The following is a 21764-nucleotide window of genomic DNA, read 5'->3' on the forward strand; positions in this document are numbered from 1 at the left end:
GAAAATCACTACACTCGTGCCCGCCAGAAGTGGAGATCCCCATGACAGACACCCCTACCCTGTTGCTCGCCTCATCCTCGCCATTCCGCCGTGAACTGCTGGGCAAGTTGCGGCTGGATTTTATTCATCAAAGTCCAGACATCGACGAAACCCGCCGTCCCGGCGAAAGCCCCACCGAGCTGGTGATGCGACTGGCGAAAGAAAAAGCCGCCGCTCTGGCCGCCCAACACCCGGACACCCTGATTATCGGTTCGGATCAGGTGGCCGTATTAGGCGAGCAAGTGCTGGGCAAGCCCGGCACCGAAGAAAAAGCCATTGAGCAACTGACTGCCGCCAGCGGCCAGCAGGTGACCTTTCTTACTGGACTGTGCCTGCTCAATACCGCCACCGGGCGTACCCAGGTCGCCTGTGAGCCCTTCAATGTACAATTTCGTACCCTGAAACCCGAGCAGATCACCCGTTATGTGGCGCTGGAACAACCGCTCAACTGCGCCGGCAGCTTCAAGTCAGAAGGGCTGGGGATTGTGCTGTTCAAGGCACTGGAGGGGCGAGACCCCAACAGCCTGATCGGGTTGCCTTTGATTACCTTGACGGAATTTCTGGCGGCGGAAGGAATTCAGCTACCGCCTGAGCTGTGAGCTGTGAGCTGTGAGCTTGCAGAATGGTGACCTGACCACACTAAAGCGCACCCCTTAAAAGCAAAAATCCGACACCCCGGATTTTTGCTTTTCCTCGTAGCTGAAAGCTCCCGGCTCGCAGCTGCCTCACCGAATGCTCGGCACCACAGCATCCAGGCCCAGCTGACTGCCCAGTCCCTCACCGATGGACACACCGAACTTGCGCATGAATTCCTCAAAGGGAGAGCGGCTGGCGCTGTAATTCACGGCTTCATCCAGACCCACAACATCCCGCGCCACATCTCCAGGGCTCTTGAGCCCATCCACCAGCCCCATTTTCTGCGCCCGCTCACCGGTCCAGAACAATCCGGAGAACATGTCCGGATACTCATCCACCTTCAGACGATCGCCACGCCCATTCTTGACGGCAGTAATAAACTGCTGGTGGATCTCGCCAAGCATGGTTTGCATGTGCTGACGGTCACGGGGTTTGACCGGCGAGAAGGGATCCATGATCGCCTTGTTGTCTCCGGCCGTCAGTACCCGGCGCTCGACGCCCAGCTTCTCTGCCGCTTCCTGCAGACCAAAACCGGCCATGATCACACCAATGGAACCAACAATACTGGCAGGGTCGGCATAAATCTCGTCCGCGGCAGACGCAATATAATAAGCCCCGGACGCGCCCACATCCGTGATAGCGGCATACAGCTTCTTGTCCGGATACTCATCGCGCAGACGCTTGATGGCGTTATAGACCTGGTTGGACTGCACGGGGGAGCCGCCTGGACTATTGATCTTGAGCACCACCGCCTTGCTGTTTTCTGCCTCAAAGGCTCGGGTCAGACCACTGACAATCAGATCAGCGCTGGCATCCTGATCCGGGGCAATCACCCCGGAAACATCAACGATGGCCACATGCTCTTCGGCCACCGCCATGGTATTGCTGGTCTTGCCCGGCAGCACCATTACCAGTACCGCAAACAGATACACAAAAGTCAGCGCCTTGAAGAAGATACCCCAACGTCGGGATTTCCGGTGCTCGTCCTGGGCCTGACCGAGCAGCTTTTCAATCAGCTTCCACTCACGCTCATTGGCAGGACGCTGCGGGGCGTTATCGTTTTCCATCTATACCGTCTCCGTGACCAGTTCATTCGCCGCCAAACCCACCAGCGGCAGCAAGTCGTTCAATCTATCAATCACCGCCAGCGGCTCACAAGGCAACAGCCTGTCCAGCGGATGAGCGCCATAACTGACCGCTATGCGGTCAACGCCGGCATTGCGGGCCATGTCGAGATCAAAAGAGGTATCCCCGACGACCACCGCCCGTTCAGGCGCAACTGCCAGCTCGTCCAGCAGTTCCAGCACCATATGGGGCTGCGGTTTCGAGCCGCTTTCATCGGCACAGCGTGAGGCATGAAAGTACCGGTCCAAGCCGGTATTGCCCCACACCCGCTGCAAGCCCTTACGACTCTTGCCCGTGGCGACGGCCAGTTTTAGCCCCTGCCCGCGTAGCTGGGCCAACACCTCTTCCGCACCGGGATACAGGGCGCTGGGCGTCGACTCGGCCTCAATAAAGTGAAAGGCATAACGGTCTCGCATCAGCTCTACGCCGGCCGCATCCAGCACCGGATACAAGCTGGCGATCGCCTCTGGCAAACCCAACCCGATAATGCCGCACACCTGATCATCAGCCAACGCGGGCAGCGCCAGGTCCCGGGCCGCCGCATGCATGCAACTGACAATCCGACCGGTAGAGTCCATCACCGTGCCATCCCAGTCGAAAATCACCAGATCGTATTTCATTGATTCCCCCGCAATGCAGCCAGAATAGCCTCAAAGTCCTCATCCAGCGGCGCCGTGACACTCAGGGTCTTTCCGGTGTCCGGGTGCGGGAACACCAGCGTTCGGGCATGCAGACACAAACGCTTGTGCCCCAGGGCATCCAGCAGTTGGGCGCCCTTGTCGATACCGTATTTGTCGTCCCCCAGCAGCGGGAAGCCGCCAAACTGGCTATGCACCCGAATCTGGTGGGTACGCCCCGTCTCCAGGGTCGCCTCGACCAACTGGGCGTCTTTGAGCCGCTCGATCATGCGAAAATGCGTCACCGACGGCTTACCCTCACGAGACACCCGCACGATACGTTCATTGCCATTCTGCATCTTCAACAAGGGCGCCTCGATCGTACGCTCCTTGCCCTTATAACCTTGGCAGATCAGCCAGTAGCGTTTTTCCACCTGCCCGGCCTGCATCAGCCGCTGCAGTTTGCGCAAGAAAGAGCGACGTCTGGCCACCATGATCAGGCCGCTGGTGTCGCGGTCCAGCCGGTGCACCAGCTCAAGCTCCTTCTCGTCGGGGTAGATCACCCGTAACGCCTCGATCAAGCCCAGGCTGACCCCACTGCCCCCATGCACCGCCAAACCCGCGGGCTTGTTGAAGATGAACAAATGGGGATCTTCATGGACACAGGCCCGTGACAGGCGCTCGGTCAGGCCGTCACTGACCTTGGGCGGAGCATCGGATTCACTGGTACGAATCGGTGGAATGCGCACCACATCCCCAGTGGCTAACCGGGTCGTTTGCTTGGCTCGTCCCTTGTTCACCCGCACCTCACCGGAGCGAATAATCCGATAGATACGGGATTTGGGCACCCCTTTCAGGTGGGTGAACAGGAAATTATCAAGGCGCTGTCCGTGCCGGCCATCGTCGATGGTCACAAAGCTGACACGGTTCGCTGCGGGGGTATCGTCTGACATGGCGGCGATTCTATAGAAAGCCGCATATAGTGAATAGTTAACAGTGGGCTAATAGCTAAAACAAATAAAGACAAAGCCAAGCATAACCCAACAACCCTCTGACGCGGGCACAGCCAGTCAGAACCCGCTCCACCACCCGAGACTATCCACTATTCACTGTTCACTGCCACAACCGATTGATCCCCCTAGCCTTTTGTTGCTATAGTCAAGCGTCGACCTGAATAGAAGGCAACGGCGACGCGCAGCGAACATTCGCCGTGTGGCCCGCTCCGGCACAGCCGCGAACGACATGGGCCCCGCCCGATCAGGTCTGGCAAAGCGTTACCACCCGCCACTGTCCCCACAAGGTAAACAGTGCCGGGTACAACGCTGCAGAGTAACCCATTTAAAACAGCGTCCAAGGTATGGACCCTGAACATTAACAATGGTGGCCTGCAGCGCCGGTCGAATGACCTGGAAAACAGACAGACAAGAGTTTACATATTGTTGTGCTGCCCGGGAGTGAGATACCACCTCGAGGCCACGGCAATCGCGTAGAAGTAAAACCGCCTGGCCACACTGCCAGTGACCGTTACGCACTAAACATTGCCAATAACTCGGAGAGACGCTGACTCAGGCACACTGATCACCCAGGAAAGCGAAGATCCACGCCCTGCGTGCGCCCTGCCCGTGACTTGCCTGCAGCCCTCCCCCTGGTCTGCTACCGGTTTGCCCCCGGCCCTGCCCAGTGCCACCACTAACGTGTGGTAGCACCATGAAACGTATGCTAATCAACGCCACTCACCCTGAAGAGGTACGGGTGGCACTGGTCGATGGCCAACGGCTGTATGACCTGGATATCGAACACCGGACTCGGGTTCAGAAAAAAGCCAACATCTACAAAGGCAAAATCACCCGGGTAGAACCCTCTCTCGAAGCGGCCTTTGTAGACTTCGGCGCCGAGCGACACGGTTTTCTGCCTCTCAAGGAAATCTCCCGCCAGTACTTCCAGAAAGACCCCAAAGATATTCAGGGTCGCATCAACATCAAGGAAGTCATCAAGGAAGGCCAGGAAGTCATTATCCAGGTCTCCAAGGAAGAGCGCGGCAACAAGGGCGCAGCCCTCACCACCTTTATCAGCCTGGCCGGCCGCTATCTGGTCCTGATGCCCAACAACCCCCGTGCTGGCGGCATTTCCCGCCGTATTGAGGGCGAAGAGCGGGCTCAACTCAAGGAAGCCCTGGGCGCCCTGACCATCCCCGATGAAATGGGCGTCATCGTGCGTACTGCTGGCCTGGGCCGCAGCGCCGAGGAACTCCAGTGGGACCTGAACTACCTGCTCAAGCTGTGGAGCTCCATTGATTCCGCGGCAGAAGAACGCAAGGCGCCCTTCCTGATCTATCAGGAATCCAATGTCATCATCCGCGCCATTCGCGATTACCTGCGCAAGGACATCGGCGAAGTGCTGATTGACTCCGAGAAGGTATTCGCCGAGGCCCAGGGCTTCGTGCAGCAGGTGATGCAGGACTTCCAGCACAAGATCAAGCTGTACAACGAAGAAACCCCGTTGTTTTCCCGCTTCCAGATCGAATCCCAGATCGAGACCGCCTTTGAGCGGGAAGTGAAGCTGCCCTCCGGTGGTTCCATCGTCATCGATCCCACCGAGGCACTGGTGTCCATCGACATCAACTCCTCCCGCGCCACCAAAGGTGCGGATATCGAGGAAACCGCCCTGCAGACCAACCTGGAAGCCGCGGAAGAAATCGCCCGCCAGCTGCGCCTGCGCGATATCGGTGGCCTGATCGTGGTGGACTTCATCGACATGGGGCCGTCGCGCAACCAGCGCGACGTGGAAAACCGCATGCGCGATGCACTGGAAGCCGACCGCGCCCGCATCCAGCTTGGCCGCATCTCCCGCTTTGGCCTGCTGGAGCTGTCACGCCAGCGTCTGCGTCCGAGCCTGGGCGAGACCTCCAGCATCGTGTGCCCCCGTTGTGATGGACAGGGCCATATCCGTGATGTGAAATCCCTTGCCCTGAGCATCCTGCGCCTCATCGAAGAAGAAGTGATGAAAGAGCGCACCGGTGAAATCCAGGCTCAGGTACCTGTCGCCGTGGCTACCTACCTGCTCAACGAGAAGCGCGAACCGCTGCGCGCCATCGAGCAGGCCCACAAGGTACGGGTGGTGATTATCCCCAACCCGAACTTGGAAACCCCGCATTTCGAGGTAGAACGCATCCGTGACGATCAGGTCGTCACCCAGCTGAGCCATGAAATGGACCTGCTGGAAAACAACAACGACGGTGAAGTGCCCAATGCCCAGGACGCCACCGCCAAGCCGCCGCAGGAGCCTGCGGTCAAATTGATGGCACCGGATACTGCCCCGCCGCCACCAAAGCCCGCCGCCGCCGCCCCGGCCCCCTCTGCCAATGTGCAGAACCTTGGGCTGCTGGCACGTTTCTTCACCTGGCTGGCACAAGTCTTCACTGCCGAGCCCAAGCCGGAGAAAAAGCCCAAGAGCAGCAAGCCCCAGCAAAAGGGCAACAAGGGCCAGCAAAACAACCGTAACCGGGGTGGCAACACCCGTAACCGCAACGACAACCGCGGCGGCCGCAATGACAACCGCAATCGCCAGGATGATGGCGGCAAGGGCGGCAACCGTGGCAACAAAAGCGGTGACGACAGCGGTAACCGCAACAACCGTGGCCGCAACAACAAGCAGCAGGACAAGGACGACAACCGAAAGGACAATCGTCAGTCCGACAACAAACGCAACACCGCGGACAACCGTAACAACGAGAACGGTAACGACAACAACGGTGGCAACAACGAGCGCCGTGGCCGCAATCGCAACAGTAACCGCAATAACGACAACCGCGGCGACAAGGGCGACAACAACAAGGCCGAAGGCAACAAGCCACGTAACCGTAACAAGCAGCAGGACAGCAGCAAATCCGAAGGCAATAACGACAAGGGCCCCAAGGCACCGCGTCGCAACGAAGCCAAGGATGACCGCCCCCTGCGCGAGCGTCAGCGCCCGGCCAAAAAAGACACGGCCCCCGCGAGTGATGCTGCGGCCGCCGAGCAGGCAAACGACAGCGCCGTAGCCAGCAAAGCCGCGCCGCGCCCGGAGCAAAAGCAGGCCCCCCGTGCACAGGCCGAGGACACGGCTGCACCGGCTGAAGGGCACCCGCCTGCCAAGCTGGTTCCCGAGCAGGAACCCGCCAGTAACCCGCAACAGACGCCTGCAGCCGCCAAGGAGGCTGCTGAGACTGCGCAGAAACCCGCCCCGGCCAAACCGGAGCAGGCTCCTGTCGCCAAACCCCAGGCTCCGGCGGCTGACGCCAAGGCAGAGCAGGCTCCGAAGGCTGCCCCCGCGCAACAGCAACAGCCCGAGACAACGGCAGAACCCGCCAAACCTGCCGCGCCCAAGGCTGACGCTACCGCCACCAAGCCGTCCTCTGAAGCGGCACCGTCTGACGCACCGAAGCCTGCCGATGCGCCAGCGCCTCAGGCACCACAAAGCGAGAACCGTGAAACCCCGGCGGCTTCCCCGAAAGCCGAGGAATCTACGCCGGCAAATGAGGCAAGCGGTGTAAAGGCTGAGAAGACGGAAAAGGTGCGTGCCAGCAACGATCCACGCTCGCCGGACTACAAGCCCAGCCAGCACACTCCCCGTCCACGGGCGGAGAAGCCCAAGCCGGCTCCTACCGGCAATGAGCTTCCCAGCCGTGCAGTGGAAGTGAAGCCGGTGGCAGCAGAAACCAAACCGGCTGCCGCCGAGCAAGGCATGGCTTCCAACGACCCGCGCGCGCGCCGTCGTCAGCAACAGGCCGAAGCCGCCGCCAAGGCCGAAGCCGATGCGAATAACAGCGGCAACAAGGAGAGCACCCCATCAGATTCCTGAAGGTGATCTCCTGAAACAACAACGCCCCGCATTGCGGGGCGTTGTTGTTTCAGGCGGGTGGCTTTTGCGGCCCGCGGCGTGATGGCATATCAGGAACAGCAATCAGCGGTTAGCGGTCGGCCCCGGCATCCTCACGGGTTCCTGCTCCAGCTCAACCCCAAACCGGGCTTTCACATCCCGGCAAACGGCCTCAGCCAGCGCCGTCACATCGTCACAGGTCGCGCCGCCATGATTAACCAGCACCAACGCCTGCTCGCTGTGCATACCCACCGGCCCCAGACGCCGTCCTTTCCAACCTGCTTGCTCAATCAACCAGCCAGCCGCCAGTTTCACGCCTTCCGGTTGAGGATAGCTCACCAGCTTTTCATGACGCTGCTGCAGTGACGCGGCCAGCGACGCCGGCACCACCGGGTTCTTGAAAAAACTCCCGGCATTGGCCAGCACCGTCGGGTCCGGAAGTTTGCTACTACGGATAGCAATAACCTGCTCTCGTACCGCAGCAGGTGTCACCGCCACCCCGGGCCGCTGCGCGAAAAACGCCTGCAACGGGGCATAGTCGATATTACAGCGAGGCTGCCGGTTCAAACGCAACTCGATACCAGTGATGATATAGCGGCCACGATCACGGCTTTTGAAACGGCTGTCGCGGTAAGCAAACTCACACTCAGCGGCAGAAAAATGCAGCACCTTGCCAGAGGCGATTTCCATCACCGTGACCTGCTCCAGGACCTGCGACAGCTCAACACCATAGGCGCCAATATTCTGAAACGGGGCGGCCCCTGTGGTACCAGGAATCAAAGACAGGTTTTCCAGCCCCTGCCAACCCTGCTCTACGGTCCAGGCTACCAGATCATCCCAGTGGACCCCGGCACCCGCTGCTACCCAGACATGGGAGTCGTCTTCTTTGACCTTGACCATGCCATCAATCGCAAGCGACAGCGTCAGCCCCGGCAAATCCCCATCGATCACCAGATTGCTGCCCTCACCAATCACGAAAACCGGCTGGGACAAATCTCGCTCGGCAAGCAATTGCCTGAGCGCATCCAGAGTGGCGGGACGCGCCAGATGGTGGGCTTTGGCCGGTAGCCCAAGGGTATTGAGTGCGCGCAGGTCAGCGTTGTGTTCGAGCCCGCTCACAAGCGCTCCTGTAGCGATGCCAACAGGCCCCGGGCTCCATCCTCAACCAGGTCCAATACCTGATCGAAACCATCGTTACCGCCATAATATGGATCCGGCACTTCTCGCTCTGCACTGTCGGTGGCGTAATCAAGAAAACGGGCCAGAATGCCGCTGGCATCCGATGGGCGCATGGCTTCCAGGTCCGCCAGATTGGCATTATCCATCGCCAACACCACATCAAACGCGTAAAAGTCGGCCGGACTGACCTGCCGGGCCCGCAGGCTGCTCATGTCATAACCGCGACGAGCCGCAGCCTCCTGGGTACGTGGATCCGGTGCGCGGCCAATATGCCAATCACCGGTACCTGCGCTATCAATACGAATTTGCTCTTCCAACCCTGCATCACGGACGTATTGGCGAAACACCACGTCCGCCGTGGGAGAACGGCAGATATTACCGAGGCACACAAACAACACAGAAACGGACATCAGCCCTTCTCCAGCATGGCCTGAACGCGTTCCAGATCTTCCGGGGTATCAATGCCACCAGGTACCGCCTCACACGACGGCGCCACATGAATGGCCACCCCGTTGGCCATCGCCCGCAGCTGCTCCAGAGACTCCAGCCGCTCCAGCGTTGCCGGTTCCCAGGCGACGTATTGATGCAGGAATTTCACCCGATAGGCGTAGATGCCGATATGGCGCCACCATTGGCCACCCTGAATATCCCTGGCGCCTTGTACAAAGGCATCACGATGCCAGGGAATCGGCGCACGGGAGAAATACAACGCCCGCCCGTTGCTGTCGAACACCACCTTGACCACATTCGGGTTAAACACATCATCTGCCAGCTCAATAGGCTCACAGAGGGTCGCCATCTGACAATCCGGATGGCTGGCCAGATTGGTCGCAACCTGATCAATCACCGCGGCAGGAATCAGCGGTTCATCGCCCTGCACATTGACGATGATATCGTCGTCACTCAGGCCCAACTGCTGGGCAACTTCCTGCAGCCTGTCTGTCCCTGAGGGGTGATCTGTTCGGGTCATGACGACCGGCACCTGGCCTTCCAGCGCATCCGCAATTCGCTGATCATCGGTCGCCACATAAACCTTGTCCGCCTGACTGGTCAGACAACGCTCTGCAACGCGGGCAACCATGGGCTTGCCTGCCAGATCCGCCAGCGGCTTGCCAGGAAGACGGGTAGACGCATATCGCGCCGGCACCACTACATAAAAACTCATGAACAACCTCTTTTAAAAAAACCTCAAGCTACAAGCTACAAGCTACAACGCGAAGCCAGGCCTGGTGATTCTGAAATGCCCCAGCCGCGATCAACGCTCATTCGCGGCTTCGAGCCAAGGGTAAAATCCCAGGCTGATCCGCGTTGTAGCTTGTAGCTTGTACCTAATCTGTCCCCAGCGCCCGGTCCAGAATCTGCTCAAGAAGGCCATCCGGCAGGCTCGCCGTCACCGGCAGAAACCACCAATGTGGTTCGGCAAACTCCTTGCACTTGACCGCATCTTTTTCGGTCATCAGCACAGGCAGGCCATCCGCGAACGCCAGGTCCGCCGGTTGGTAGGCGTGATGGTCCGCAAACACATGAGGGGTAATATTCAGGCCCAGGATATTGAGCAGATTGAAGAACCGTTTGGGATTACCGATACCGGCAACCGCATGAACCTGGGGGTGACTACGCAGAAAGTCCTGTGGTGACAGGCTGTGCCCGCCCTGCAAACTCTCGACCCCATCCGGGCGCATGATCATCGGGTGAGCACCGCTCCAGCCACCACCGGTGCTAATGACAAAGTCCACCTCCTTGAGCCGCGAAGCAGGCTCACGAAGCGGGCCTTCCGGCAAGCAACGGCCATTACCCAGGCCTCGCTGACCGTCCACCACCACCACCTCGACACTGCGAGGCAAGGCGTAGTGCTGCAAGCCATCATCACTGATAACCAGATCAGGCTGATGATCCCGTACGGCCACCTGCAGCGCATTATGACGATCAGGATCCAGAATGACGGGAGCGCCGGTGCGGCGAGCAATCAGGACCGGTTCGTCCCCGACGTCCAGTGCCGCACTCTGGGCATCCACCGTCACCGGGTACTGATTCGTCTTGCCGCCGTAGCCGCGCGACACGACCACCACCGTCAGCCCTCGGGCTTTTGCCGCCTGAACCAGCGCGATAACAAGCGGGGTCTTGCCTGTCCCGCCAACAGTAATATTGCCGACCACCAACACCGGCACAGGCGGAACGGGCTTCGCCTTGCGAAACCGGCGCAGCCGTCGCGCGGCTTCCATGGACACCAGCATGGACAAGGGCCGCAACGGCACAAGCCACGGGCTACCCTTGTACCAGCCCTTCTGAATCCACTCACTCACCGACATGGCAATCTGCCCCTGAATCCTCGTTCCCTGAATTACTCTTCTGCAAAGTCCATCCGATAAAGCTGGGTATAGATACCGTTCTTCGCCAGCAACTCCTCATGGCTACCCTGCTCCATGAGCTGGCCCTGATCCAGAACCAGAATCCGGTCGGCCTTCTCGATGGTGGACAGACGGTGGGCAATAACCAGAGTAGTTCGCCCGGCCATGACTCGCTCCAGCGCCTGCTGAATGTGGTGTTCAGATTCAGTATCCAGCGCGCTGGTCGCTTCATCCAAAATCAGCACTGGCGCATCCTTGAGCAATGCACGGGCAATCGCGATACGCTGGCGTTGTCCGCCGGACAGTTGCACTCCATCCTGGCCCAGACGGGTGTCCAAACCCTGCTCGAGTTGTTCAATAAAACGCCAGGCATGGGCATCACGGGAAGCCGCTTCAATCGCCGCATCGTCCGCCGTGCGCAACTCGCCATAGGCAATGTTGTTGCGCACAGTGTCGTTAAACAGCACCACCCGCTGGCTGACCATGGCAATCTGGTTGCGCAGTTCTCCGAGGGTGTATTCATCCAGTGGCACACCGTCCAACAGGATGCGCCCCTGATCCGGATCGAAAAAGCGGGGCAACATGGCACTGATGGTACTCTTCCCCGCACCGGAACGGCCCACCAGCGCCACGGTTTCGCCGGCGCGAATGCGGAAGGACAGATTTCGTATTACGGGTGTTTTGGGCTCGTAACCAAAGGTCACACCGTCAAACTCGATATCACCGCGCACCTTGGTAGCAGGCACATAGAGTCCCTGATCCACTTCTTCAGGTGTATCAAGCAGCTCGAACAGGCTGGCAGCACCGGTTACCCCGCGCTGCACCTTCACATTCACGTCGGTGAGCTGTTTCAGGGGTTTCTGGATCATCCCGGCCGCCGCAATGTAAGACAGGAAGCCACCCACCGTCAGCGCGTCACCCATCAAGTGGATATAGAGATAGGTAATCGCGCCGATCCCGACAGCCACAAACAACTGCACAATGACGGTACTGGCAATCTTGCTGGCATTGAGCTTCACATTCTGTTTGGCAAATGTGCGGCTGACAGAATGAAAACGGTTGGCTTCCTGCTCCTGGCCACCAAAGATTTTCACCTCACCGCTGCCCTCAATGGCCTCACCCAGAAAATGCGTGATATTGGACATGGACGCCTGGATTCGTCGACTGATCTTGCGGAAACGCTTGCTGGTCACATTGACGACCAGGGCAATCAGCGGCGCGACGGCAACCAATATCAGAGTGAGCTTCCAGTTCTGCCAGAGCAAAAAGCCGAATAGCCCAATCACGGTCAAGCCTTCGCGAATGATCACAATGATCGCATCGGTGCCTGCACTGGTGACCTGCTGGGCGTCAAAGATGATCTTCGACATGATCCGGCCTGAGGCATTCTTGTGGTACTCCGACTGGGGCAGCTTAAGAACATGACCGAACACATCGTTGCGCAGCACATACACGATTTGTTGAGCGACCCAGTTCATCGTGTAACTTCCCATGAACTGACCGAGCCCCTGGAATATCACCAACACCAGGGGCGCAATGGACACCACCATCACCCGAAATTCCGTGGGATTGACGATGGTTTCGCCGAGATACCCTGCCAGCTGGGCCGCACCGGCTTGCGTCCCCGCATAAATGGCGTAGCCAATCACACTCAGGACAAGCATGAACCAGTAAGGACGAACATAGGAAAGCAGCCGCTTGTAGGTCGGCCACACGTCCACAGAGGATTGACTCATTGTGCCTCGTCAGGGGTTTGGCGGGTGGTGAGCGACAGCTTAACAAAACCCAGCTGCCCCGCCACGTCGTAGACGCGCACAACAGACTGATAGGCCACATTGGCATCCGCATAGATTTGCAGCGGCAGATCCGTTTTGTCCTGGCCAAGTCGTAGCAGGGCCACACGCAGGCTTCTGCTGTCGCTGGCTGCCAACTTTTCCCCGTTGACCAGATAATCTCCGGTGGAGGTGATCGTCACCTCCACTTGATCTGGCGACGGGGCCAGCGCCGTTCCATCAGCCTGTGGCAGGGTGATCGCAAGCTGCGTCTTGTCATCAAAGGTGGTGGAAACCATGAAGAAAATCAGCAGCAGAAACACCACATCGATCAGAGGTGTCAGATTGACGCTGATTTCTTCCTGGCTGGGACGGGGGAACTTCACGCCTTTTCTCCTGGCTCGGCTTCGCGGTCACCGTGTACCAGATCCACTACGTGTACCGCGCTCTGCTCAAGCTCAACGGTAATTTCTTCCACCCGGCGGACAAAAAAGCGGTGAAAGAAAATAGCCGGAATCGCCACGACCAGACCGGCAGCGGTAGTCAGCAAGGCCTGGGAAATCCCGCCCGCCAGTTGTGCGGCATCACCGGTACCGTGAATCATGATCGCGGCAAACACATCGATCATGCCGATCACCGTCCCCAGCAAACCCAACAGAGGCGTAATGGCCGCAATGGACCCCAGCGTACTGAGAAATTTTTCCAGCTCGTGAATCACGCCGGTCGCACTTTCCTGAATGCTTTCCTTCATGATATCTCGGCCGTGCTTGGCATTGGCCAGGCCCGTCGCCAGAATACGCCCCAGCGGTGAACTGTCGCGCAACTTGATCAGATTGCCCTCATTGAGCAAGCCCCGCTTCAACAGGGTCTGCACCTGCGGAACGGTATCCGCCGGCGCCAGTTTGCTCGGCCGTAACGTCCAGAAACGCTCAACGACAATGGCCAGTGCCACCACGGAACAAATCAGGATCGGGAGCATCATCCAGCCCCCGGACTGCACAAGGTCCTGCACCTTTCTCTCCCCTCACTCACTACGTCGCCCATCTGGGCGCAGTCGGGTTACCAGAAACGCCAGCCGGCCGGTTTGTGCCAGGGCCGGGCATGAGATTGGCGCCATTTTGTTATAAGCGGAACATTATCGGCATCACCCCGGCGAAACACAATCATGCCGGACTCATCGGTGCGCAGAACTGTGACTCCCGACGCCCGCAGACGTTCCAGCACCTGCGCATGGGGGTGGCCGAAATGATGGCGATAACCGGCACTGGCAACCGCCCACTGTGGTGAGGTGTCACGCAGAAAGGCCGCCGAGGTGCTGGAGCGACTACCATGATGGGCCAGCACCACCAGATCGCTCTGTGGCCACTGCCCCAGCAATGGGTACTCACTCTCACGGGTAATATCACCGGGCAAGAGCAACGACAGGTTTCGCCCTTCGATATGCAGCACACAACTCGCATCATTGCCACGCGCATTACCGTCGCCCTGCCGCGGCCATAACACCCGAAAGCGCACCCCGTCCCACAGCCACTGTTGCCCGGCGTGACAGGGGCTGCTACCGGCTACCCGCTCGGGTTCACCACTCAGCACCGCCCGGGACTCCGCCATCATTGGCAAGATGGCTCGCAAGCCTCCCGCGTGATCATTGTCCCCGTGACTGACCACAATCCGGTCAGGGACAAGGCCAAAACGATTGAGCCACGGCACCACGATACTGGCTGCCATACTGCCACCCGGCCAGGATGCCCCGGTGTCGTATAACAGCAGATGTTCACGGGTCCGTACCGCCAACGCCAACCCTTGCCCCACATCGAAAACAGTCAGTTCCCATTCACCGGCGGGTAACGGCGCCGGGCGCTGGGCCAGCCATGGAATCAGGAACAACGGCAACAAACGCCGGGGGAACGGCAACCCGGGCATCATCAACATCGCCACTGCGACCATCAGGCAAGTCCCGGCCCATGCGCCAGGCAAGGGCAACCCCGGCAAAACCAAGGTGTCAGCCAACTCCTCCATCAACCACGCGGAAAGCTCAATACCCGTGGCAGCCCCGTGCAACAACACGCTGCAGTCAGCCAGAGCGCCACATAAGGCCAATGGAATCACCAAAAACGAATACAGGGGAATCAACACGATATTCGCCAGTGGCGCACTCAGTGACCACAGCTCGAACAAGACTGCGCCCAGCACGCTCATGACCGCAGGCAATAGCACGATCAACCGGCGACTGCCCTGCCCCATGGCCAACCAACCAATGGCAGCCACGGCACCGAATGACAACCACAAGCTTTCCGACAAGGCAGACAGGGGAAACACCAACAGCACGACGCACAGGGCCATTGCCAGGCTACGCCATAACGAAAAAGGCTGTCGCAAACACGATGATATCGCCACCACGGCCAGCATGGTCACGGCCCTCAGGGTCGGCAGACTGAAACCCGCCATCGCGGAATAGCCAACCGCCGCCAGCATGGCCGGGCACCACGCCAGCTGTTGCAAGGTATAGCGCTGCAAAGCAGGCACTAACCGCTGGCAAAGCGGCATCAGGCACCAGCGGCCGAGCCAGCCCGCCAACCCGGCCACCAGCGCAATATGCAGCCCGGAGATCGCCAGCAGATGGGCCGCCCCCGTGGCCTGAAAGACCTGCCACTGCTGCGGGGTCAGTCTTGAACGGTCGCCGACAATGAGTGCAGGCACCACCGATGCTCCCACCGGTGAATTCTGCAAGCGAGCAGCAAGACTGGCGGACAACTGCTCTCGCCAACGTAAAAACCCGCGGCCCTGCGACAACCGATGCCACTGTCGTATCGAACCGCGCGCATGAATCCCCTGCGCCAGGTCCCGGCGAGCCAGATCCGCACCCGTTGCATTAAACTGCCCTCGCCCAGCCTTGAGCTTGACCACTATCCGGGCCCGCTCCCCCGCACGCACAGGTTGCGGCGGGTCATAATAGTTCACGCGCACACGGTGAACGCCTGGCCAGGCGTCGTTGCCGGAGACTTCCAGTAGCAGGGCCTGACGCCAACGCCAGCGTCCAAAGCGATATTCATGGACCATTTGCGGCAAGGCGACCACCCGGGCCTCAAACGGTAGCACCTCCCCTTCCAGGGCATCGGGCAACTGCTGCCCAATTCCCCACTGCAACTGCATCACTCCGGCCATGAAGGCCAACCCCGGCAACAGCAACCATCCTCGCCACCGGCGACAGCACAGCACCGCAAACAAGATCACACACAGCGGCCACAACACGCCAAGCCAGCAACCCGCCACCATGGCCAGAGCCGCTATCCACCACCCCATTGCTGCTCCCCGGTTGGCACCACACCCGGTGTATTTCGTGCTTCAGCACGTTTCGCTGTGGCAAATACCCGTGGCAGGTGTATGCCTTTGTGGTTGTTGCGGGCATAATAGCCAGCCGCGGGGGAAAGCGGGGTAAGCCTCTGACCCCAATTTCTGCCAGACATGCGCTATGCAGATCACCACAAAGGTCGGATAGCCTGCCGCCCAAGGTTCAGGCAAGCTGACCGGAAACTCCGGGCACAACACGCCCGATCAGGCCAGCAGATGCGAGTTCATGCCTAAACGGATATTTCGTAAATACCTGCCCAAGCCCGAACGGCTTCGTGAACAGAAATCCTTGCGTTTTCTGGGCGAGGTATTGGCAGATCCGAATCTCTGGCATATCAACCGCCGCTCCCTGGCCGGCGCCGCCTTCATCGGCATTTTTTCCGGGCTGCTACCCATCCCTCTGCAAATGGGACTGGCCGCCTTTCTTGCGGTGCGTTTTCACTGCAACTTGCCACTCTCGGTGATGCTGGTCTGGATCTCCAACCCGGTCACCTATGTGCCCATTTTCTACTTTACCTACCGTATCGGCGCCTGGCTGCTGGGCATGCCGCCGCACAGTGGTGAAGACATCACCGTAGCCTGGTTCGTGGAGCAGTTGATCCCGCTCTGGGTTGGCTCTGTGCTGTGCGCGTTGTTGTTTGGAGGGGTTGCCTATCTGACCGTCAAGGTGGCCTGGCGGCTGGCAGTGATTCGCAGCTGGAACCTGCGCGCCCGTGCACGAGCACGGGCACAGCGTCGTGCCGCCCGCAAGGAGCAAGCGGCACAACGCAACGAAGATGACAGTAAAGAGAAAGACGAAACCGAGGAGCCGCGTCAGAGCTGACGCAACACCCCATCATGCAGCTCATACTGCTTTGGACAGCGGCTGGCGAAGTCCCGGTCATGTGTCACGATCATGAAAGCGGTACCCAACGAGCGGTTCAGCTCCAGCATCAACGCCTGCACTTGTTCCGCCGTACGCTCATCCAGATTACCCGTAGGCTCATCTGCCATGACCAGAGCAGGCTCAGTGACCAGCGCCCGGGCAATGGCCACCCGCTGACGTTCACCGCCACTCAATGCAGATGGTTTGTGGCGAAGGCGATGCCCCAGCCCCACCTTCTCCAACATGGCAGCCGCCCGTTCCTGACATGCGGCAGGTTTGTCACCACGAATCAATAACGGCATGGCCACGTTCTCCAGCGCGGTAAACTCCGGCAAAAGATGATGGAACTGATAGACGAAGCCCAGGTAGCGGTTACGCAACTTGCCGGTGGCACGATCGTTGAGCTGGCTCAGGTCGTTACCGGCGATGGACACAGAGCCGCGGGTGGCATCGTCCAGGCCGCCCAGCAAATTCAGAAGCGTGGATTTACCGGAACCGGACGCACCGATAATTGCAAGGATATCGCCCTGCTCAACAACCAGCTCCACTCCGCGCAGGACCTCAAGCTCGTTATTGCCCTCCTGGTAGCATTTCACCAGAGACTGGGCATGCAGCACCGTGCTGCCTTCGCTGCGGAAATCATTCATAGCGCAGGGCCTCCGCAGGTTGTACCCGGCTGGCTCGCCAGGAGGGGTACAGGGTTGCCGCAAAGCTGATGAACAACGCGATAGAAACAATCGTGATGACATCGCTCCACTGCAGCTCTGACGGCAGGTAATTCACAAAATAGGCGTCAAACAGCCGCGTATTGAAGGTTGTCTCGATCCATTCAGCCAGATTACTGATATTCGTGGCCAACAACACACCCAACACGGTCCCCAGTAGCGTTCCGGCGACCCCGATCAAGGTGCCCTGCACCATGAAAATACGCATGATGGTGCCTGGCGACGCCCCCAGGGTGCGTAATACGGCAATGTTGCCTCGCTTCTCGGTGACCAGCATCACCTGACTGGAAATGATGTTGAATGCAGCCACCGCCACGATGAAGCTGAGCAGCAACGTCATCATGGTCTTTTCCATCTTGATGGCCTGGAACAGGTTGCCGTGAGTGCGTGTCCAGTCGCTGGTGTAATAGCCTGGCCCCAGCTCCCGCTGCAGCTTCCAACCCACCGAGGGCGCACTGAACAAGTCATCCAACCGCAGACGCAGCCCCTGCACTGTACCCGCCTGACGCGCCAGCTTGGCGGCATCGTCAACATTCACGTAGGCGTAGAGCGAATCCACCTCCGCTCGCACCCGAAAGATACCGGTCACGGTAAATCGCTTGAAACGCGGCATGACACCGGCCGGGGAAATGGTGGCTTCCGGCAGCACCAGGGTCACCTTGTCGCCCATGCTGAGTCCCAGTCGCCGCGCCAGACCGTAGCCAACCACCATGCCGAACTCACCCGGCGCCAGGGACTCCAGTTCGCCCTGCTCCATGTAGTCCCCCACGATGGAGACCTTGCGCTCCGATTCCGGCTCAATACCGTTAATCAGCGCACCCGCGACCTCGCCACGGTGGGTCAACATCCCTTCCAGCTGCACAAAGGGGGAGATCGCCTTGATTTCATTGTGGTGATCCAGCCGTTGCGCCAGTTGATGCCAGTCGTCCACGGGTTCACGGCCATGCACCGACAAGTGCGTCACCATGCCGAGAATGCGGGTCTGTAGCTCACGGTCAAAACCGTTCATGACGGAAAGCACGGTAATCAGGACCGCCACACCCAGCATCAAACCCAACGCCGAGATCAGTGTGATCACCGAAATAAAACTGTTGCGGGCACGAGCACCGGTATAGCGCAGCCCCACATAAAATGAGAGAGGTCTAAACATGGAGCGCATTTAACCCGAATCCGGTGGCAAATACTACGATCACATCAGCCGCCGTCCCGGCGACTCGCTTTGTGAACAGGATCTGCGTCCGCCAGATGGCAAAATGGTTGAATAAGCGTGCCTAACTTTCTAATATCGAAAGAAAATACCTATCGCCGGGGGAAAATAATGAAAACGAAAATAATGTCGCTGCTGGCTAGTGCAGCGCTGGTGCTACCCGCTGCCTCCTTGGCCGCAGACGTTCCCCAACGTGGCACCCCCCAATCCCAGGTTCGCGCCCAGCATGGCGCACCGCTATCCAGCAAGGGCCCCGTGGGCACACCAGCCATTACCCGCTGGAACTACGACGGCTTCACCGTCTACTTTGAAAACGGGATTACCCTGCACACTGTTCAGGACCGCCCTGCCAGCCAGGCCCCTGCAATCGTCTCCGGTCCGCAGACCGTCGACAGCCTGCCCCCCATTGAAGAAACACAGACCGCACCCGACCCTGCCCCAGCCGCCCAACAACCGGCGACCCAACAGGCCCCTGCGGCCGACAGCGGCGAGTTGACCTTCGACCCGGTATCCGGGCGCTTTGTGCCTACGGGCGCCGCCGGGCAAACTGACACTGCCGAGCCCAAGCCCGAGGAAACCCCGGCACCAGCCAAGTCCGCACCAGAGGCAGCCCCGGTGGCCCCTGAAGCCAAGGCCGCCGCCCCCACGGCACCGGTCGCCGAGTCCAAGCCGGCCCCTGCTCCGACACCCAAAGCGGAACCCAAACCCGAGCCTGCACCGACACCAGCCCCCAGCGAGCCCGCCACCGCCTCACCCGATGAAGGCGAATTCCGTTTCGACCCGGTGACAGGCCGCATCATTATTGCTGGCGAAGCGTCATCCGAGCAGGCAACAGCCAAGGCCTTGGACAGCGAGCAGAAAGCCACTGAAGCTACCGGCGCTGCAAAACAGTCCGCCAAGGACGCAGCTGAAAGCACCCAGGCTGACACCGAGCAAGCCGCTCAGGACACCTCTGCCCAGGCCGAAGCGGCCAAACCTGCCGACGACGCAGGAGCGGCTGACGACAGCGGTTTCTATATTGACTGGGGTGCCCGCCAGTAGCACACTCGCGCGCATGTTGCTTCCCTGACGGACCCACCCTGACATGCGCCGATTTCTTCCTGAATGGCACCCCCAATGGGGGGTGCTCCTGGCCTGGCCCGACCAGCATACTGACTGGGCAGACCACCTGGCTGACGCCGAACAGTGTTATCTGGATATCCTTGCCGCCCTGCTGGATCATCAGCATGTCTTGCTGGTGTGCCGAAACGAGGCCATGCAAAGCCGTATCACCCGCCTGGTCGACCAGCGTGGCATTGCCCGTGAACGGCTCACCCTCATCATCGCCGACTACAACGACACCTGGGCCCGCGATTTCGGCCCGCTTGCAGTGGAGCAGGATGGCCAGGTGGAATTACTCGATTACACCTTCACCGGCTGGGGCGGAAAATTTGATGCCGAGCAGGACAATGCCCTGAATACATCACTGCCCTGGCAGTTGCCATTGCATACCCAGGCACTTGTTCTGGAAGGCGGAGCGGTAGATACCGATGGCAAGGGTAATTTGCTGACGACCCGCCACTGTTTGCGTAACCCCAACCGGAACCCGGATCTGTCTGAAGCAGAACTGTGCGAGCGCCTCAAGGCTGAATTGGGGGTGAGCGACATCTGGTGGCTTGATCACGGTGAACTGGAAGGCGACGATACCGACGCCCATGTGGATACACTGGCCAGATTCGTGGATGCCCGTACCCTTGCCTATGTGCAGTGTCGCGATAGCAGTGACAGCCATTACCCGTCGCTGCATGCCATGGAACAGGAACTCCAGACCCTGGCCCGGCAGCACAACCTGACACTGGTTGCGCTTCCGCTCCCTACCCCGCAGTACAGTCGGGAAGGAGAACGGCTGCCCGCCACCTATGCCAATTTCCTGATCACTAACGACAAGGTCTTGTTGCCGGTGTACGGCTGCGATACCGATCAGGAAGCGATCACAGCATTACAGGCGGTCGCAGGCGACCGGGTCGTCACCCCCGTGAACTGTCGGGTATTGATTGAGCAGCATGGCAGCCTGCACTGTGTCACCATGCAGTTGCCCCGTGGCGCCCTGTGAGCCCTCTTACCAGCAAGAAAGACAGCGAGAAAGAAGCATGCGTGTAGCCGTCATTCAACAGAAGAACTGCGCCGACCTGAACGCCAACCTGGCGCATTCTCTGGCCCTGGTCCGTGACGCGGCCAACGCCGGCGCTGAGCTGGTGTTGCTGCAGGAGCTGCATCGCAGCCTGTATTTCTGTCAGACCGAAGACACCAGCGTGTTTGACCTGGCCGAGACGATCCCCGGCCCGAGCACCGAAGCCCTCGGCGCACTGGCGAAAGAGTTGGGTATCGTCATCGTGGGCAGCCTGTTCGAAAAACGTGCCGCCGGCCTCTACCACAACACCGCGGTGGTACTGGAAAAGGACGGCACTCTGGCAGGCATCTATCGCAAGATGCACATCCCGGATGACCCCGGCTTCTATGAGAAATTCTATTTCACCCCGGGGGATGCGGACTTCAACGACGGCCGCAGCGGCTTCACTCCCATCGAGACCAGTGTCGGCAAACTGGGCTTGCTGGTGTGCTGGGACCAGTGGTATCCGGAGGCCGCACGGCTAATGGCCCTCGCGGGGGCGGACCTGCTGTTGTATCCCACCGCCATCGGTTGGGATACCGCAGATGAACCAGCAGAGCAACAACGCCAGCTGGACGCATGGATCACTATCCAGCGAGCCCACGGTGTCGCCAACGGGCTACCGGTATTGGTGGCCAACCGCACAGGCTTTGAACAGAGTCCGGCGGACGACAGCGGTATTCAGTTCTGGGGCAACAGTTTTGTGTGTGGTCCTCAGGGTGAGTATCTGGCCCAGGCAGACAGTGACAGCGAGCAAATCCTGATCGCCGAGGTGAATCTGCAACGCAGCGAATCCGTACGTCGTATCTGGCCTTACCTGCGCGATCGCCGCGTGGATGCCTATGGCGACCTGACCAAGCGTTTCAGGGACTGATTGCCCAGCGCAACGTTCCCGGG

The 21764-nt window shown here is 59.6% G+C and carries 19 protein-coding genes; 6 read left to right on the forward strand and 13 right to left on the reverse strand.

Going from position 1 to position 21764, the window contains the following annotated elements; genetic code table 11:
* Positions 1-41 precede the first annotated feature (41 nt).
* Positions 42-638 carry a nucleoside triphosphate pyrophosphatase gene (locus A15D_RS09255; RefSeq protein ID WP_102791695.1) on the forward strand — a complete coding sequence of 199 codons (597 nt, stop codon included), beginning with the start codon at positions 42-44 and terminating at the stop codon, positions 636-638.
* Between the two features lie 126 nt (positions 639-764).
* On the opposite strand, the gene sppA is transcribed toward A15D_RS09255, so the two are convergent.
* The 3 genes from sppA to A15D_RS09270 are packed head-to-tail and all read right to left on the reverse strand — an operon-like array spanning position 765 to position 3370.
* Complete coding sequence (sppA, locus tag A15D_RS09260) at positions 765-1742, reverse strand: signal peptide peptidase SppA (RefSeq protein ID WP_102791696.1); 978 nt, start codon at positions 1740-1742, stop codon at positions 765-767.
* Positions 1743-2420: an HAD-IA family hydrolase gene (locus tag A15D_RS09265; protein ID WP_102791697.1), complete on the reverse strand. Its 678-nt coding sequence runs from the start codon at positions 2418-2420 to the stop codon at positions 1743-1745.
* Positions 2417-3370 carry an RluA family pseudouridine synthase gene (locus A15D_RS09270; protein ID WP_102791698.1) on the reverse strand — a complete coding sequence of 318 codons (954 nt, stop codon included), beginning with the start codon at positions 3368-3370 and terminating at the stop codon, positions 2417-2419. Before A15D_RS09270 ends, A15D_RS09265 begins: the two co-directional genes overlap by 4 nt.
* Positions 3371-4124: 754 nt before the next feature.
* On the opposite strand from A15D_RS09270, the gene rne reads away from it, so the two are divergent.
* The gene (gene rne / locus A15D_RS09275; RefSeq protein ID WP_102791699.1) at positions 4125-7256 is read left to right on the forward strand and encodes a ribonuclease E; all 3132 of its coding nucleotides are present in this window, start codon (positions 4125-4127) and stop codon (positions 7254-7256) included.
* Between the two features lie 102 nt (positions 7257-7358).
* Here the strand turns inward: rne and murB are convergent, their stop codons facing one another.
* From murB to A15D_RS09315, 8 genes are all read right to left on the reverse strand, one after another.
* Positions 7359-8393 carry a UDP-N-acetylmuramate dehydrogenase gene (gene murB / locus A15D_RS09280; protein ID WP_102791700.1) on the reverse strand — a complete coding sequence of 345 codons (1035 nt, stop codon included), beginning with the start codon at positions 8391-8393 and terminating at the stop codon, positions 7359-7361.
* Positions 8390-8863, reverse strand: coding sequence for a low molecular weight protein-tyrosine-phosphatase (locus tag A15D_RS09285; RefSeq protein ID WP_102791701.1), 474 nt, complete (start codon positions 8861-8863; stop codon positions 8390-8392). The genes murB and A15D_RS09285 overlap by 4 nt, the downstream gene beginning before the upstream one ends.
* Positions 8863-9618, reverse strand: coding sequence for a 3-deoxy-manno-octulosonate cytidylyltransferase (gene kdsB, locus A15D_RS09290; protein ID WP_199175836.1), 756 nt, complete (start codon positions 9616-9618; stop codon positions 8863-8865). The genes A15D_RS09285 and kdsB overlap by 1 nt, the downstream gene beginning before the upstream one ends.
* Positions 9619-9781: 163 nt before the next feature.
* On the reverse strand, positions 9782-10762 hold the full coding sequence (lpxK, locus tag A15D_RS09295) for a tetraacyldisaccharide 4'-kinase (protein ID WP_102791703.1): 981 nt from the start codon (positions 10760-10762) through the stop codon (positions 9782-9784).
* 32 nt (positions 10763-10794) lie between these two features.
* On the reverse strand, positions 10795-12537 hold the full coding sequence (gene msbA / locus A15D_RS09300; RefSeq protein WP_102791704.1) for a lipid A export permease/ATP-binding protein MsbA: 1743 nt from the start codon (positions 12535-12537) through the stop codon (positions 10795-10797).
* Positions 12534-12959: a biopolymer transporter ExbD gene (locus A15D_RS09305; protein WP_102791705.1), complete on the reverse strand. Its 426-nt coding sequence runs from the start codon at positions 12957-12959 to the stop codon at positions 12534-12536. Before A15D_RS09305 ends, msbA begins: the two co-directional genes overlap by 4 nt.
* Complete coding sequence (locus tag A15D_RS09310; protein WP_102791706.1) at positions 12956-13585, reverse strand: MotA/TolQ/ExbB proton channel family protein; 630 nt, start codon at positions 13583-13585, stop codon at positions 12956-12958. Before A15D_RS09310 ends, A15D_RS09305 begins: the two co-directional genes overlap by 4 nt.
* 47 nt (positions 13586-13632) lie before the next feature.
* Complete coding sequence (locus tag A15D_RS09315; protein ID WP_102791707.1) at positions 13633-15873, reverse strand: DNA internalization-related competence protein ComEC/Rec2; 2241 nt, start codon at positions 15871-15873, stop codon at positions 13633-13635.
* A gap of 274 nt (positions 15874-16147) precedes the next feature.
* Here A15D_RS09315 and A15D_RS09320 point away from each other — a divergent pair, with 274 nt between their 5' ends.
* Positions 16148-16744, forward strand: a complete 597-nt coding sequence (locus A15D_RS09320) for a DUF2062 domain-containing protein (protein ID WP_102791708.1) — start codon at positions 16148-16150, stop codon at positions 16742-16744.
* Here the strand turns inward: A15D_RS09320 and lolD are convergent.
* Positions 16735-17433 carry a lipoprotein-releasing ABC transporter ATP-binding protein LolD gene (gene lolD, locus A15D_RS09325; RefSeq protein ID WP_102791709.1) on the reverse strand — a complete coding sequence of 233 codons (699 nt, stop codon included), beginning with the start codon at positions 17431-17433 and terminating at the stop codon, positions 16735-16737. The genes A15D_RS09320 and lolD overlap by 10 nt on opposite strands.
* Positions 17426-18661, reverse strand: coding sequence for a lipoprotein-releasing ABC transporter permease subunit (locus tag A15D_RS09330; protein WP_102791743.1), 1236 nt, complete (start codon positions 18659-18661; stop codon positions 17426-17428). Before A15D_RS09330 ends, lolD begins: the two co-directional genes overlap by 8 nt.
* Before the next feature lie 168 nt (positions 18662-18829).
* Here A15D_RS09330 and A15D_RS09335 point away from each other — a divergent pair, with 168 nt between their 5' ends.
* Genes A15D_RS09335 through A15D_RS09345 form a run of 3 tightly spaced genes read left to right on the forward strand, consistent with a single transcriptional unit; the run spans position 18830 to position 21741 of the window.
* Complete coding sequence (locus A15D_RS09335) at positions 18830-19759, forward strand: hypothetical protein (RefSeq protein WP_102791710.1); 930 nt, start codon at positions 18830-18832, stop codon at positions 19757-19759.
* A 43-nt stretch (positions 19760-19802) separates the two neighbouring features.
* Positions 19803-20810: an agmatine/peptidylarginine deiminase gene (locus A15D_RS09340; protein WP_102791711.1), complete on the forward strand. Its 1008-nt coding sequence runs from the start codon at positions 19803-19805 to the stop codon at positions 20808-20810.
* Positions 20811-20847: 37 nt separating this feature from the next.
* Complete coding sequence (locus tag A15D_RS09345) at positions 20848-21741, forward strand: carbon-nitrogen hydrolase (protein ID WP_102791712.1); 894 nt, start codon at positions 20848-20850, stop codon at positions 21739-21741.
* Positions 21742-21764: the final 23 nt, after the last annotated feature.

This window comes from Alcanivorax sp. MD8A (genome assembly GCF_002888555.1).
Lineage (GTDB): Bacteria > Pseudomonadota > Gammaproteobacteria > Pseudomonadales > Alcanivoracaceae > Alcanivorax.